Consider the following 13,208-nt stretch of genomic DNA (forward strand, 5'->3'; position numbering starts at 1 on the left):
TGCCGCCGCGCTTAATGCGCGACGAGCCCCTCGGAGCGCGCGGCCTGCTCCTTGATTGCCTTCACCGCCGCCTGCACTTTCGGCGTGCGGTGAAGATCCACATGGGTCACGAGCCAAAGATCAGTGTTCCACGTGTCGTAGGGTTTGACGATCTCTTCAAGCTTGGGGTCGCCGCGTCCCATCGGAACAGTGAGAAAGCCCACGCCAAGCCCTTCCTTGATCGCGGCCACCTGCGCCTCGTGATCATTGGCACGGAACACGACCTGCTCATCGGGAACGTTTTCCGAGAGCCAGCGATAGAACGGGGCACGGCTTTCGCGATTGTCGATCGAGACGAAGCGATGCTGGGCCAGCTCTTCCTTGCTGCGCGGCACGCCATAGCGCTCGACATAGGCGTGGCTCGCATAAAGCGCGTTTTGCATGCTGCCCAGAGACTGCACGACATTGTCAGGCTCGGTCGGGCGGTTGCCTGCACGGATCGCGACATGCGCCTCGCCATTTTCCAGACGAAACACCCGGTGATCGGTGAGATAGCTCAGGCGCAGCCCGGGATACTCGCCCAACAGACGCTCCATCGCGGGCAGCACCAGAACCGACACCGACGTGAGCGAGGTCACGATCAACTCGCCCGACACTTCCTCTCCGGCGCCCGCGATCCGCGCCGAAAGCTGGGCGAACTGGTCCTCGGTGGCTTGGCCCACTGAAAGCAGTTGCTGCCCCGCCTCGGTCGGGGTGTAGCCGCGCGGGTGGCGCTGGAAAAGCTTCGCGCCCAGCTTGTCTTCCAGCGCATCGACATGGCGGATCACGGTCGCGTGGTGGACACCCAACACTTCGGCCGCCCCCGAGACCGTGCCCACGCGCGCGACCTGAAAGGCCGTTCGAATTTCATCCCAGCTATCAAAGCCGATCATGTGCACCTACGAACAATTCCTGATCGATCATGCCAGTTGCGTTCCTCGACGCAAGAGACAATTTAGGGCAAGGCAAATTCACTCAGGAGATCACCATGACCAAGATTCTGCGGATCGACAGCTCCATCAAAGGCGACGCCTCGATCACCAAACGCCTGACCGATAAGGTCGTTCACCAGATTGATGGCGACGTCATCAGCCGCGACGCGACCCAGATCCCCGCCATTGACGGCGCATGGATCGGCGCCGCCTACACCCCCGCCGATCAGCGCTCAGATGCACAGAAAGAGCTTTTGGCCCAATCCGACGAGCTGATCGCCGAACTGAAATCTGCCGATGTGCTTGTGATCGGCTGCGGCGTTTATAACTTCGGCGTCACCGGCCCGCTCAAAGCATGGATCGACCAGATCTGCCGCGTCGGCGAGACGTTCCACTACACCGATGCTGGCCCCGAAGGTCTGGCCGGTGAGAAGCGCGTGATCATCACCTACGCCTCGGGTGGCGTGCCCGTCGGCTCCGCCTTCGATTTCGCAACCCCCTATATCAAGCAAGTTCTCGGCTTCATCGGCATCAGCAACGTGACCATTGTTGCCGCCGAAGGCGTGGCGCTCGACGAGGCCGCTGCGATTGCCAAAGCCGATTCGCAGATCGTCGAACTCGCCGCCTGATCGCGATCGGTTTGACGGCTTTGAAGGCCCCGTGGTTGACTCCGCGGGGCCTTTGTCTTATCTCCCCCAAGATTCCCCGGAGGACTGTCCCCTCCGGTCCCGGCATTCGGTCGGGATCGCCACCAGTCAGCGCGTTGCGCCCACTGGTGCGCTTGTCGTTTGTCTGGCCCTGCCAATGGAGGGTGGCCCATGTTCGAAAGTCTATCAGAACGCCTTGGTGGCGTATTCGACCGGCTCACCAAACAAGGCGCGCTGTCCCCCGATGACGTTCGCACCGCGCTGCGCGAAGTGCGCGTGGCGCTGCTTGAGGCCGATGTCTCGCTGCCGGTTGCGCGCCAATTCGTGAAATCCGTCGAGGGCAAGGCCACCGGCGCTGCCGTCACCAAATCGGTCACGCCCGGCCAGCAGGTCGTCAAGATCGTCCATGACGAGTTGATCGCGATGCTTGCGGGCGAAGGCCCCGCCGATGCGCTCAAGATCGACAACCCGCCCGCGCCGATCCTGATGGTCGGCCTTCAGGGCTCGGGGAAAACCACCACCACCGCCAAGCTCGCCAAGCGCCTTAAGGATCGCGACGGCAAGCGCGTGCTGATGGCCTCGCTCGACACCAACCGCCCCGCCGCTATGGAGCAGCTCCAGATCCTCGGCACCCAGATCGGCGTCGACACGCTTCCGATCATCAAGGGCGAGAGTGCGGTGCAGATCGCCAAGCGCGCCAAGCAACAGGCAAGCTTTGGCGGCTATGACGTCTATATGCTCGATACCGCAGGTCGCCTACATATCGACGAAGTGCTGATGGACGAAGTGCAGGCTGTGCGCGACATCGCCAACCCGCGCGAGACGCTGCTGGTCGTCGATGGCCTGACCGGTCAGGACGCGGTCAACGTCGCCACCGAGTTCGACGAGAAGGTCGGCGTCTCGGGCGTCGTGCTGACCCGGATGGACGGCGATGGTCGCGGCGGTGCGGCGCTCTCGATGCGCGCGGTCACCGGCAAGCCGATCCGCTTCGTCGGTCTGGGCGAGAAGATGGACGCGCTCGAGACCTTCGAGGCCGAGCGGATCGCGGGCCGCATCCTTGGCATGGGCGACATCGTCGCACTCGTCGAGCGCGCGCAGGAGACGCTGGAGAAAGAACAAGCCGAACGCATGGCCAAGCGCTTCCAGAAGGGCTTGTTCAACATGAACGACATGAAGGGCCAGCTTGACCAGATGCTCAAGATGGGCGGCATGCAGGGTGTGATGGGCATGATGCCGGGCATGGCGAAATACGCCAAGCAGGCGGAAGATGCCGGGCTCAACGACAAGACGCTTGCGCATCAGATCGCGCTCATCAACTCGATGACCAAGAAAGAGCGCGCCAATCCGCAGCTTTTGCAGGCGAGCCGCAAGAAGCGGATCGCGGCGGGGGCCGGGCTTGACGTGTCCGACCTCAACAAGCTGCTGAAAATGCACCGCCAGATGTCCGACCAGATGAAAAAGATGGCCAAGATGGGCAAAGGCGGCATGCTCAAACAGGCGATGAAGATGATGGGCGGCAAGGGCGGCGCGCCCGATCTGGCCAATATGGACCCTGCCGAGCTGGAAGCCGCGGCCAAGGCGATGGGCGGCAAGATGCCCGGCGGTCTGGGCGGTATGGGCGGCGCACTGCCCCCCGGCCTGTCGGGTCTGGGCAAGAAGAAGTAACCCAATGACCGTCGCACTCACCCCCACCCCGATCCTCGAGACCGAGCGTCTCGTGCTCCGCGCCCCGCAGGCGCGGGATTGGGAGGCGTGGCGCGATTTTTTCCTGACCGAGCGCGGGCAGTGGATCCGCTCGATGAGCAATCCGAGCCCCAAGGACGCGTGGCGGACCTTCGCGGCGGTCACCGGCCATTGGGTGCTGCACGGCTGCGGCATGTTCGTGCTAACCGAGCGCGGCTCGGATCAGGGGTTTGGCGCGGTCGGCCCGTGGATGCCCGTGAACTGGCCCGAGGCCGAGATTTCATGGTCGCTCTGGTCCCCGCAGGCCGAGGGCAAAGGCTATATGGCCGAGGCCGCGCGCGCGGTGATTGCCCATGCGTTTGAGGATCTGAACTGGTCCACCGCCGTCAGCTATATCGACCCGAACAACACCCGCTCGACCGCGCTGGCCAAACGTCTGGGCGCCACGCCCGATCCCGACGCTGCCTTCCCCGGCGATCCTCCGATCACGGTCTGGCGCCATCCCGCACCCAAGGAGGTCGCTGCATGACCGATGAAACCACCCGCGCCGCCGCCCTGCTGGCGGAACATCGTGAAAGCATCGACCGGCTCGATGCGGTGATGATCTACACGCTGGCCGAGCGGTTTGCGCAGACCAAGGCCGTGGGCAAGCTGAAGGCGGAACACGCGCTTCCGCCCTCGGACCCGACGCGCGAGCAAACGCAGATCGCGCGGCTTGAGAAGCTGGCACATGAGTCCGGGCTCGACCCGGAATTTGCCAAGAAATTCCTGAATTTCGTGATTTCGGAAGTGATCCGGCACCACGAACAACTCCAGAAATAACCCTGACCAGAATGACGGGCTGACCGGCCCGGCACCCAGCCATCCAAAGGAGATTATACAATGGCTATGAAGATCCGTCTTGCCCGTGGGGGCTCCAAGAAACGCCCGTTCTATTCGATCGTGGCTTGTGACTCGCGCATGCCGCGCGATGGCCGCTTCCTCGAGAAGCTGGGCACCTACAACCCGCTGCTGCCGAAAGACAGCGAAGAGCGCGTGAAAATGGACATGGAGCGCGTGAAATACTGGCTCGAGAAAGGCGCTCAGCCGACCGACCGTATCGCACGCTTCCTCGAAGCTTCGGGCGATCTCGAGAAGAAATCGCGCGCCAACATGAAGAAAGCCGTTCCCGGCAAGAAAGCGACCGAGCGCGCTGAGCAGAAAGCCGCGAAAGAGGCCGAAGCCAAAGCTGCGAGCGAAGCTCCCGCTGAAGAGGCCTCGGCGGAATAATCCGCCCCGGTCGGATGGCTGGCGGGCCGGGCATCTCTGCCCGGCCCCTGCCCGTCCCCGGCGATGCAATTTCCGGCAATCAGGAGCGCAGTCATGTCCAATTCCGAGCGTATCTGCGTGGGCGCCATTGCCGGTGCCTTCGGCGTCCAAGGCGAGGTGCGCATCAAGAGCTTTTGCGCCGAGCCCGAAGACATCGCCAATTACGCCCCGCTCTCGACCGAGGACGGCACGCGGGTGTTCGAAATCACCCTCACCCGCCCGCTCAAGAACGGGTTGGGCGCGCGCATTGCGGGCGTGGCCACCAAAGAGCAGGCCGACGCGCTGCGCGGCACCACGCTCTGGGCGGATCGCGGGCATTTGCCCTCGCTGCCCGATGATGAATTCTATCATGCCGATCTGATCGGGTTGCAGGTCGTCGATACTGGCGGCGCCAAGATCGGCACGGTGCATGCGGTGCATAATCACGGCGCGGGCGACATCCTTGAGATTACTGCGCCGAGCCTGAAACAGGCCCTGTTGCTGCCCTTCACCAAGGCCATCGTGCCGACCGTCGATCTGAGCGCCGGTCGCATCGTGATCGATCCGCCTGACGAGATGTGACCCGCCATGCGCGTGATCGTGCATCCCGGGTTGCACAAGACCGGCACATCGACCTTGCAGGTCAGCCTGCGCGCCGCGCGCGATCAGTTTCCCGACTGGCATATCGCCTTGCCCGAGGACATTCCCGGTCTCTCGCGAGCTGCGGCCTATTTCTCGCGTGAAGGAGATCCGCTTCAGATCGGCTATTTTCAAAGCGCGGTCGCCGAATGGCTGGACGGCTTGGAGCCCCGCCCCGACCGCGCCCCCCTGCGCGGCATCGTGATTTCTAACGAGCGTATGGCCGGGGTGATGCCGGGCGCCGCCCCGCATGTGACAGGCTATCACGCAGCGCCCGCCCTTTTGGGGGCGATGGCGCAGGTGCTGCGGGCCCATTTCGGCGCCAAGCTCGACCTGCATGTGATGCTGGCGATCCGCGCTCGGCCGGGCTGGCTCGACAGCCTGCATTGGCAATTGGTGCGCACCGAGGGGCTGGCCGAGCCGGGCACTGCATTTCGCAAGCGGATGGCCGGGTTCGACATCGCGCCGACGCTGGGTGCTATCCGGGCGGCGATCGCTCCGGCGCAGTTGCACGTGCCCCGACAAGAAGAGATGGCGGGGCTGGCTCAGGGGCCGCTCACACCGCTCTTTGATCTGATGGAGCTGCCGCCCGAACGGCGTGCCAAGGTCGCTCTGTCCAAACCGCAAAACGACCGGCCCCGCCATGTTGATTGCGCAGCGCTGTGCGATGCGCTGGCCGCGATCAACGCGCGCGGGCTTGCCCCCGATGAGGCCGAGGCGCAGCGCCGCGAGCTGTTGCGCGCGGCATGGCGCGAAAACGCAAGACACGAAAAGGCGCTTAAAGATGACCGATGAACGCCCGCCCAGAGCGGTGAAATCCCATGCCAGATTGTCGATCTCGGCCTCGCGCCAGCCCCGCTCGCTGATGGACGATCCGCCGCGTGTCAAAGGCGCGTGGACCGCCAAGATCGTGACGCTGTTCCCCGAGGCCTTCCCCGGCACGCTAGGGCTGAGCCTTCTGGGCCGCGCGCGCGATTTGGGGCTTTGGGCGCTGGAGACGATCGACCTGCGCCCCTTCGGGATCGGACGTCACCGCAATGTCGATGACACTCCCGCAGGCGGGGGCGCGGGCATGGTCTTGCGCGCCGATGTCGTGGGGGCGGCGCTGAGCCAGGCTGCCCGCGGCACGCCGCCCGATCCAGAGCGCTGGCCCGTGGTCTATCTCTCGCCGCGCGGCACGCCGCTGACGCAGGCGATGGCGCGGCGCTATGCGCAGGCCGAGGGGATGACGCTGCTCTGCGGGCGCTTTGAAGGCGTGGATGAGCGCGTGCTGGAACAATTCGGCATTGAAGAGGTCTCAATCGGGGATTTCGTGCTGACCGGCGGGGAAGTGGCCGCCCAGGTGCTGATCGACGCCACCGTACGGCTGATCCCCGGCGTGCTGGGCAATGCCGAGAGCGCGGTCGAGGAAAGCCATTCCAACGGGTTGCTTGAGCATCCGCAATATACCAAACCCCCCGAATGGGAGGGCCGCGCGATCCCCGAGGTGCTGATGTCCGGCCATCACGGCCACATCGAAGCCTGGCGGCGCGAGATGAGCGAAAAGTTGACGGCAGAGCGACGCCCGGACCTGTGGGAGAAGCACAAGGCCGGGAAGGGCGACTGAGAGGGTCTTCAGGGCTTGGGTGCTGCCTGCAGCGTCGGGCGGCTTTGCGCCCGTATCTACCGCTTGGCAAACAGCCGACTGGAAACGGATATCGAATTCTTGGCCGGATCTTTGGCATTGGCGAAGCTGTAGCCATCGGCTTGATGAATGGTGCCGAACTTAAGCCCGCGATTTTCAGCATCCCGGCAAAATGCGGCGACATCTTCAACATCGAAGACCAACTTCACCAGCGTCTGTCCCTCCTCTCGACCTGCCGCCATCGGGTGCAAAAGTATATTGCTGCCAGCACTTTGGCTGACCAGTTCGATGATCCGGTCGCCTTCGAGCCTCAGAATTTCAAAGCCGAAATACTTGCGGTAGAATTCTGCAACCTCTTCGAGCCGCTTTGTATAAATTATGATGCGGCCAAGTGGGGCGGACATGATGACCTCAGGTTTACTCGCGAACCAAGTCTACGTCGAAACAGGCAACGCGCAAACGGCAGCTGTGTCCGCCAGCGCAGCGCCCGCCCAAACCCACTTCCCCCTTGCCACATTGGCCGTTTCCTCCTATGACGCGCAGGTCCGGGCCGGAATCGGTCCTCGGACTCTTTTTCTGTGGCCAGCGGGGCCTTCTTCGACCCCGGCACTGCCTCGGATCAAGATACAAGCGAAAGACGACCTGAACCCTCCGGCGGGCGCCCCTTCCCAGATGAAGGCCAGCGGACCCGATGAAGACGCGGAGCTCTGAGGCGGCGACAAACCTTCACGGGACAAACCGTGAGCATATGAAAGGACATGCGATGAACCTGATCGCACAGATCGAGGCGGAGCAGATCTCCGAACTCGGCAAAACCATCCCGGATTTCAAGGCCGGTGATACCGTTCGCGTCGGCTACAAAGTGACCGAGGGCACCCGCTCGCGCGTTCAGATGTATGAAGGCGTCTGCATCGCACGCAAAGGCGGCGACACGCTGGCGGCTTCGTTCACCGTGCGCAAGATCTCGTTCGGCGAAGGCGTGGAGCGTGTGTTCCCGCTCTACTCGACCAACATCGACTCGATCGAAGTGGTCCGCCGTGGCCGCGTGCGTCGCGCGAAGCTGTATTACCTGCGCACCCGTCGCGGTAAATCGGCCCGTATCGCCGAAGACACCACCTACAAACCCAAAGCCGAAGCGTAAGGAGCGGGACGATGAAAGCCGAAACCCATCCCGACTACCACACCATCACCATCAAGATGACCGATGGCACCGAGTACCAGACGCGCACCACCTGGGGCGCCGAAGGCGACACGATGACGCTCGACATCGACCCGACCTCGCACCCGGCGTGGAACGGCGGCAGCTCGCGTCTCATGGATACCGGTGGCCGCGTGTCGAAGTTCAAAAACAAATATGCGGGCCTCGGCTTCTAAGCCTGAGCTGCATGTTTTTCGATCAAGGGCGTCCTGCGGGGCGCCCTTTTTCATGGTGAGACCGGAAGGTTTGAAATCTCAGCGCGGGGCACCGTGGCGGTAGACCTTGCGCAGCTCCGGGGCGGCTGCGGCGATGAGAAGCCCTGCGATCAGGATGAAGATCATCGGGCCGATCCGCTCGTAGCCCCAGACACCCGCCAACCCGCCCGCAAAGAAGGAGCCCAGCGTCGCGAGATGCAATAACAGCCGCGCCCGGGTGATCTGCGTGTCATCGCTGCGCCCGGCGCCCGGCATCAGCGCGGCAAAGCCCAGCCCGATATCGGTCGCGATCCCCGACACATGGGTCGTGCGCACCCGCCCGTCCGAGATTCGGGTGGTCGCGGCGTTTTGCAACCCCATCACGAAGCTCAGCCCGATCATCATGAGATGCCCGCTGATCGCTGCGGTCCAGATCAGATCCAGCCCGCCGAGACAGATCAGCAGGGCCGCCTCCAGCAAGATCGAGAACGCATAGATCCCCCGCAGATCGCGCCGCTCGCCCATATCGATCAAGAGGCCCGATGCGAAGGCCCCAAGGACGAAGGCGATAAGCAGCCCCAACAGCCAGAGCGCCGTTGCAAACCGCCCCAGCGACAGGAAATCGCTCGCCGCAGAGACATTGCCCGTCATGTTGGCCGAGAAATAACCCAAGGCGCGAAACCCGGCGGCATTGACCGCGCCTGCCACCAGCGACAGCCAGACCGCAAGCCGCAGATCAATTCGCACAGTCCGGTCTTTCCCCGCATGTATCAGCACAGATCACCTGTCTCTCTCGGATCTTGCCCACATCTAGCGAGACGCCACCCCAGAAGGCAAGCACACCGGCCTGCGGCAGAGGCAATCCACGCAGGCCCGCTCTGCCCCCTAGCCCTCGCGCCACTCCCGGTGTAAACCCGCGCCAAACGCAGCTGCTAAGGGGTTCTCATGGCGCGCCACCTCATCACATCGGCCATTCCCTATATCAATGGGATCAAGCATCTGGGCAATCTTGTGGGCTCGCAACTGCCTGCGGATCTGTTTGCCAGATACCAGCGCGCGCGCGGCCATGAGGTGATGTTCATCTGCGCCACCGATGAGCATGGCACGCCCGCCGAGCTGGCAGCGACCAAAGCGGGGAAACCGGTCGCCGAATATTGCGCCGAAATGCATGAGGTTCAGGCCCGGATCGCCGAAGGGTTCCGCCTGTCCTTTGATCATTTCGGGCGCTCCTCGAGCGAGCAGAACCGCAAGCTGACCCAGCATTTCGCCGTGCAGCTGCACAATGAGGGGCTGCTGCGCGAAGTCTCCGAGACGCAGATGTATTCGCCCACCGATGGCCGCTTCCTGCCCGACCGCTATATCGAAGGCACCTGCCCCAATTGCGGCTTCGAGGATGCGCGCGGCGATCAGTGCGACAACTGCACCAAGCAGCTCGATCCCGTCGATCTGATCAATCCGCGCTCGGTGATCTCGGGGGCGACCGATCTGGAGATGCGCGAGACCAAGCATCTGTTCCTGCGCCAGTCCACGCTCAAGGACAAGCTGGATGCGTGGATCTCGTCCAAGGCCGATTGGCCGCTGCTGACCACCTCGATTGCCAAGAAATGGCTGCATGATGGCGACGGGCTGCAAGATCGCGGCATCACCCGCGATCTGAGCTGGGGGGTGCCCGCGCAATTCGAGGGCGCGCCGTGGAGCGGCATGGATGGCAAAGTGTTCTATGTCTGGTTCGACGCGCCGATCGAATATCTGGCCGCGACGCAGGAATGGGCCGACAAGACCGGGGGCGACTGGGCGCGCTGGTGGCGCACCGACCGCGGCGCCGAGGATGTCACCTATACCCAGTTCATGGGCAAGGATAACGTGCCCTTCCACACCATCGGCTTCCCCGCGACGATCCTGGGCTCGAATGAGCCATGGAAGCTGGTCGATTACATCAAGTCGTTCAACTACCTGAATTACGACGGCGGCCAGTTCTCGACCTCGCGCGGGCGCGGCGTGTTCATGGATCAGGCGCTGGAGCTGCTGCCCGCCGATTACTGGCGCTGGTGGCTTTTGAGCCACGCCCCGGAATCCGCCGATGCCGAATTCACTTGGGAAAACTTCCAAGTCTCGGCGAATAAGGATCTGGCCGATGTGCTGGGCAATTTTGTCTCGCGCATCACCAAGTTCACCCGCTCGAAATTCGGCGAGGCGATCCCCGAAGGCGGCGAATGGGGCGCACGCGAAGAGGCCCTGACCGCAGAGCTGACCACCCGCATCCGGGCCTATGAGGGCCATATGGAGGCGATGGAGGTGCGAAAGGCTGCAGCCGAGCTGCGCGCCATCTGGGTCGCGGGCAACGAGTATCTGCAAGGCGCAGCCCCTTGGACAGTGTTCAAGACTGATCCCGAGCAGGCCGCCGCAATCGCGCGCCTCGCGCTCAACCTGATCCCGATCTACGCGGTGCTCTCGGCGCCCTTCATTCCCGATGCGGCTGAGATCATGCTGAAAGCGATGCAGCACGAGGACCGCAGCTGGCCCAGCGATGTTGCAGCCGCGCTCACGGCGTTGCCCGCAGGTCACAGCTTCGCCACGCCTGACGTGCTGTTCCGCAAGATCACCGATGAGGAGCGCGAGGAGTGGCAGACCCGCTTTGCGGGAAGGCGCCAGTAAGATCACAACTTTGAGGTAATGCGCAAAACGCATTGCAAACTGCGAAGATTCCTCCAATCCTGTTAAAAAAGCATGAGCAGGTCATGGAATCGTCGCAAAACAGGACGCCCCGCTGATGGGCGTGATTCTGAGCTTTTTCGGCACAGCCAGTTCGCGGCTTGTCGGCCTTGCGATCGCGCTGGCGGTTTGGCTGCTCTCGCGGCCGGGCGGCTGGGCCGTGCTCGTGGTTCTTGTGCTTTTCGGATTGCGTGTATTCCCCAACCCACCTGAATAGGGCTACAGTCCCGCAACAGCGGGAACCGCATTTATCAGCTCTGAGGGCAAAATGAACATTATCGACATGTTGGGCGGCGGCGATATCGTGATGATCGCAATCGCGGCCTTCTTGATCCTATGCGTCTTTCTGGGCGTTCGGATCGTGCCGCAATCGCAGAAATTCGTGGTGGAGCGGTTCGGGCGACTGCGCTGCGTGCTTGGTCCGGGGATCAACTTCATCGTCCCCTTCCTCGACCGCGTGCCGCACAAGATCTCGATCCTCGAGCGCCAGCTTCCCAATGCGATGCAGGACGGGATCACCGCCGACAACGTGCTGGTCAAGGTCGAGACCTCGGTCTTCTACCGCATCACCGAGCCGGAAAAGACCGTCTACCGGATCCGCGATGTCGATGCCGCGATTGCGACCACGGTTGCTGGCATTGTGCGCTCGGAGATCGGCGTACTGGAGCTGGACGAGGTGCAATCGAACCGGGCGCAGCTGATCTCGAAAGTGCGCGAACAAGTCGCGGCGATGGTCGATGACTGGGGGATCGAAGTGACGCGGGCCGAGGTGCTTGACGTCAATCTCGACGAGGCGACGCGCGCCGCAATGCTTCAGCAGCTCAACGCAGAACGCGCCCGCCGCGCGACCGTGACCGAGGCCGAAGGGCGCAAGCGCGCGGTCGAGCTGAATGCCGAGGCGCAGCTGTTCCAAGCCCAGAAAGAAGCCGAAGCGCGCCGCGTCTCTGCCGATGCGGAGGCCTATGCCACTGAAGTTGTCGCCGCCGCGATCTCGAAGAACGGGCTGGAGGCCGCGCAATATCAGGTCGCGCTCAAGCAGGTGGATGCGATTGCCAAGGTCGCGATGGGCGAGGGCAAACAGACCGTCATCCTGCCCGCAGCCGCGCTTGAATCCTTCACCAACGCCTTCTCTCTTCTGGGGAAAAAGTGATGCTTCTGTGGCAGGAAGGATGGGTGTGGATCGTCGCAGGCGTCGTGCTGGCCGCGCTCGAAATGCTGATCCCCGGGTTTGTCTTTCTCGGATTTGCGATCGGCGCGGTGTTGGTGGGGGTGCTGGTCTGGACCGGGCTTCTGGGCCATGCCTTGCCACTGACGCTGCTGATCTTCGCCGCCATTTCGCTGGTGAGCTGGTTGGTTTTGCGGCGCGCCATGGGCGTGCGCCGCGGCCAGACCAAGCATTGGGACCACGATATCAACGACAACTAGGCCCGAACGGCGGGTCTTGGCCGAAGGCGTGAGGGCCTAGGAACCACCCATGGAGGTGGACGTTTTCTGCGTGCAAGACATGACAGGAGAGAGATATGGCTGATCCAGATTACAAGAGCGACCGCGGCAGCCTGAATGGCATCTACTTCATTCTTGGCGCGGTCGTCGTAGCGCTGGCTGTGGTGCTGTGGTTCGTCCTATCGCCTGCCCCCGGCACCAATAGCGCAGGCCAAACGGGCGCGGATGCCGCAGCCTCGGTGACCGTGCAGACTGATGGTGGTGGCTCGAATGATGCAGGCTCAACCGATGCCTCTCAGGGCGATACCGGTGGCAGCGATAGCCAAGCGGCCCCCAGCACGGACCAAAGCGACAGCTCCGCAACCGGCTCGGCGAGCGGCTCGAGCAACTGACCCCTATCCCCTGCCCGGCTTTGAAGCGGCGCCCTTTGCGGGGCGCCGCTTTGCTATGCGCCAGCTTTCGCCTATCTTATGGGCAGGGTTGGAACGCACCCATAAAAGATCGCGTTTTCCTGCAAGATGGCAGAGAACAGGAAGATGAAAATGCGCAAGTTTCCAAGGCAGACGAGCTATGGCGGGCTGATCATGACGCTGATCGCCCTGGCGGCCGCGCTCGGTGTCGTCGCCTGGCTCGTGGCCGATACGCCGCTTGACGGTGGCTCCGATGTCGCAACCGACCCGCCGCCGCTTGAGCAACTGAAAGATCCTCAGGCGGCTCAAGGCACATCGGACGGATCGGGCGCGAGCGTGACCGTCTCGCCCGAGGCGAAAGGCGGCGTCACCGCCGATCCGAGCAAGCAGCAATAGGCTCTGAGACAGGCACAGGCCGCGC

General features: G+C 63.2%; 19 protein-coding genes. 16 read left to right on the forward strand and 3 right to left on the reverse strand.

All coding sequences use genetic code 11. The features are described from left to right. Nucleotides 1-11: 11 nt before the first annotated feature. Nucleotides 12-911, reverse strand: a complete 900-nt coding sequence (locus DL1_RS10120) for a LysR family transcriptional regulator (RefSeq protein ID WP_038065648.1) — start codon at nt 909-911, stop codon at nt 12-14. Nucleotides 912-1,006: 95 nt separating this feature from the next. On the opposite strand from DL1_RS10120, the gene DL1_RS10125 reads away from it, so the two are divergent. The 8 genes from DL1_RS10125 to trmD all read left to right on the forward strand — a co-directional run bounded on the left by DL1_RS10125 (nt 1,007) and on the right by trmD (nt 6,812). Further along, complete coding sequence (locus DL1_RS10125) at nt 1,007-1,579, forward strand: FMN-dependent NADH-azoreductase (protein WP_038065650.1); 573 nt, start codon at nt 1,007-1,009, stop codon at nt 1,577-1,579. Nucleotides 1,580-1,768: 189 nt separating this feature from the next. After that, complete coding sequence (ffh, locus tag DL1_RS10130; protein ID WP_038065653.1) at nt 1,769-3,262, forward strand: signal recognition particle protein; 1,494 nt, start codon at nt 1,769-1,771, stop codon at nt 3,260-3,262. A 4-nt stretch (nt 3,263-3,266) separates the two neighbouring features. Next, the gene (locus DL1_RS10135) at nt 3,267-3,809 is read left to right on the forward strand and encodes a GNAT family N-acetyltransferase (protein WP_038065656.1); all 543 of its coding nucleotides are present in this window, start codon (nt 3,267-3,269) and stop codon (nt 3,807-3,809) included. After that, entirely contained in the window at nt 3,806-4,102 is a 297-nt protein-coding gene (locus tag DL1_RS10140; protein ID WP_038065658.1) for a chorismate mutase, read from the forward strand. Before DL1_RS10135 ends, DL1_RS10140 begins: the two co-directional genes overlap by 4 nt. A 60-nt stretch (nt 4,103-4,162) precedes the next feature. Then, nucleotides 4,163-4,549, forward strand: coding sequence for a 30S ribosomal protein S16 (gene rpsP / locus DL1_RS10145; protein ID WP_038065660.1), 387 nt, complete (start codon nt 4,163-4,165; stop codon nt 4,547-4,549). Between the two features lie 93 nt (nt 4,550-4,642). Continuing rightward, nucleotides 4,643-5,149 (forward strand): ribosome maturation factor RimM, encoded by a 507-nt coding sequence (gene rimM, locus DL1_RS10150; RefSeq protein WP_038065661.1) that lies wholly within the window; start codon nt 4,643-4,645, stop codon nt 5,147-5,149. Between the two features lie 6 nt (nt 5,150-5,155). After that, nucleotides 5,156-6,001, forward strand: coding sequence for a hypothetical protein (locus tag DL1_RS10155; RefSeq protein ID WP_038065662.1), 846 nt, complete (start codon nt 5,156-5,158; stop codon nt 5,999-6,001). Then, nucleotides 5,991-6,812 carry a tRNA (guanosine(37)-N1)-methyltransferase TrmD gene (trmD, locus tag DL1_RS10160; protein WP_038065664.1) on the forward strand — a complete coding sequence of 274 codons (822 nt, stop codon included), beginning with the start codon at nt 5,991-5,993 and terminating at the stop codon, nt 6,810-6,812. The genes DL1_RS10155 and trmD overlap by 11 nt, the downstream gene beginning before the upstream one ends. Before the next feature lie 56 nt (nt 6,813-6,868). On the opposite strand, the gene DL1_RS10165 is transcribed toward trmD, so the two are convergent. After that, nucleotides 6,869-7,234: a VOC family protein gene (locus tag DL1_RS10165; protein WP_038065665.1), complete on the reverse strand. Its 366-nt coding sequence runs from the start codon at nt 7,232-7,234 to the stop codon at nt 6,869-6,871. Between the two features lie 359 nt (nt 7,235-7,593). On the opposite strand from DL1_RS10165, the gene rplS reads away from it, so the two are divergent. Beyond that, nucleotides 7,594-7,971 carry a 50S ribosomal protein L19 gene (gene rplS, locus DL1_RS10175; protein ID WP_038065669.1) on the forward strand — a complete coding sequence of 126 codons (378 nt, stop codon included), beginning with the start codon at nt 7,594-7,596 and terminating at the stop codon, nt 7,969-7,971. An 11-nt stretch (nt 7,972-7,982) separates the two neighbouring features. Then, on the forward strand, nt 7,983-8,204 hold the full coding sequence (gene rpmE / locus DL1_RS10180; protein ID WP_038065671.1) for a 50S ribosomal protein L31: 222 nt from the start codon (nt 7,983-7,985) through the stop codon (nt 8,202-8,204). Nucleotides 8,205-8,282: 78 nt separating this feature from the next. On the opposite strand, the gene DL1_RS10185 is transcribed toward rpmE, so the two are convergent. Continuing rightward, nucleotides 8,283-8,969 carry a YoaK family protein gene (locus DL1_RS10185; protein WP_051693474.1) on the reverse strand — a complete coding sequence of 229 codons (687 nt, stop codon included), beginning with the start codon at nt 8,967-8,969 and terminating at the stop codon, nt 8,283-8,285. Nucleotides 8,970-9,167: 198 nt separating this feature from the next. Here DL1_RS10185 and metG point away from each other — a divergent pair, with 198 nt between their 5' ends. The 6 genes from metG (at nt 9,168) to DL1_RS10210 (ending at nt 13,183) form a co-directional block, all read left to right on the forward strand. Further along, nucleotides 9,168-10,877 (forward strand): methionine--tRNA ligase, encoded by a 1,710-nt coding sequence (metG, locus tag DL1_RS10190; RefSeq protein ID WP_038065674.1) that lies wholly within the window; start codon nt 9,168-9,170, stop codon nt 10,875-10,877. A gap of 115 nt (nt 10,878-10,992) precedes the next feature. Beyond that, nucleotides 10,993-11,151, forward strand: coding sequence for a hypothetical protein (locus DL1_RS21585; protein WP_156022729.1), 159 nt, complete (start codon nt 10,993-10,995; stop codon nt 11,149-11,151). A gap of 51 nt (nt 11,152-11,202) precedes the next feature. Further along, a complete protein-coding gene (locus tag DL1_RS10195) occupies nt 11,203-12,084 on the forward strand; it encodes an SPFH domain-containing protein (RefSeq protein ID WP_038065676.1) in 882 nt (293 codons plus the stop codon). Beyond that, nucleotides 12,084-12,359, forward strand: coding sequence for an NfeD family protein (locus DL1_RS10200; RefSeq protein ID WP_038065677.1), 276 nt, complete (start codon nt 12,084-12,086; stop codon nt 12,357-12,359). Before DL1_RS10195 ends, DL1_RS10200 begins: the two co-directional genes overlap by 1 nt. Nucleotides 12,360-12,454: 95 nt before the next feature. Then, entirely contained in the window at nt 12,455-12,769 is a 315-nt protein-coding gene (locus DL1_RS10205) for a hypothetical protein (protein ID WP_038065680.1), read from the forward strand. A 150-nt stretch (nt 12,770-12,919) separates the two neighbouring features. Next, a complete protein-coding gene (locus DL1_RS10210; RefSeq protein ID WP_038065682.1) occupies nt 12,920-13,183 on the forward strand; it encodes a hypothetical protein in 264 nt (87 codons plus the stop codon). Nucleotides 13,184-13,208 lie beyond the last annotated feature (25 nt).

Origin of the sequence: Thioclava dalianensis (genome assembly GCF_000715505.1) — a bacterium.
GTDB lineage: Bacteria > Pseudomonadota > Alphaproteobacteria > Rhodobacterales > Rhodobacteraceae > Thioclava > Thioclava dalianensis.

Bases quoted from the DNA above. Each gene is read 5' to 3' on its own strand.
- DL1_RS10155 (WP_038065662.1), top strand. From the start codon at position 5,156: ATGCGCGTGATCGTGCATCCCGGGTTGCACAAGACCGGCACATCGACC.
- DL1_RS10140 (WP_038065658.1), top strand. From the start codon at position 3,806: ATGACCGATGAAACCACCCGCGCCGCCGCCCTGCTGGCGGAACATCGT.
- DL1_RS10205 (WP_038065680.1), top strand. From the start codon at position 12,455: ATGGCTGATCCAGATTACAAGAGCGACCGCGGCAGCCTGAATGGCATC.
- rpsP (WP_038065660.1), top strand. From the start codon at position 4,163: ATGGCTATGAAGATCCGTCTTGCCCGTGGGGGCTCCAAGAAACGCCCG.
- DL1_RS10135 (WP_038065656.1), top strand. From the start codon at position 3,267: ATGACCGTCGCACTCACCCCCACCCCGATCCTCGAGACCGAGCGTCTC.
- DL1_RS21585 (WP_156022729.1), top strand. From the start codon at position 10,993: ATGGGCGTGATTCTGAGCTTTTTCGGCACAGCCAGTTCGCGGCTTGTC.
- DL1_RS10125 (WP_038065650.1), top strand. From the start codon at position 1,007: ATGACCAAGATTCTGCGGATCGACAGCTCCATCAAAGGCGACGCCTCG.
- DL1_RS10165 (WP_038065665.1), bottom strand. From the start codon at position 7,234: ATGTCCGCCCCACTTGGCCGCATCATAATTTATACAAAGCGGCTCGAA.
- ffh (WP_038065653.1), top strand. From the start codon at position 1,769: ATGTTCGAAAGTCTATCAGAACGCCTTGGTGGCGTATTCGACCGGCTC.
- rplS (WP_038065669.1), top strand. From the start codon at position 7,594: ATGAACCTGATCGCACAGATCGAGGCGGAGCAGATCTCCGAACTCGGC.
- DL1_RS10195 (WP_038065676.1), top strand. From the start codon at position 11,203: ATGAACATTATCGACATGTTGGGCGGCGGCGATATCGTGATGATCGCA.
- rpmE (WP_038065671.1), top strand. From the start codon at position 7,983: ATGAAAGCCGAAACCCATCCCGACTACCACACCATCACCATCAAGATG.
- DL1_RS10210 (WP_038065682.1), top strand. From the start codon at position 12,920: ATGCGCAAGTTTCCAAGGCAGACGAGCTATGGCGGGCTGATCATGACG.
- DL1_RS10200 (WP_038065677.1), top strand. From the start codon at position 12,084: ATGCTTCTGTGGCAGGAAGGATGGGTGTGGATCGTCGCAGGCGTCGTG.
- metG (WP_038065674.1), top strand. From the start codon at position 9,168: ATGGCGCGCCACCTCATCACATCGGCCATTCCCTATATCAATGGGATC.
- rimM (WP_038065661.1), top strand. From the start codon at position 4,643: ATGTCCAATTCCGAGCGTATCTGCGTGGGCGCCATTGCCGGTGCCTTC.
- trmD (WP_038065664.1), top strand. From the start codon at position 5,991: ATGACCGATGAACGCCCGCCCAGAGCGGTGAAATCCCATGCCAGATTG.
- DL1_RS10120 (WP_038065648.1), bottom strand. From the start codon at position 911: ATGATCGGCTTTGATAGCTGGGATGAAATTCGAACGGCCTTTCAGGTC.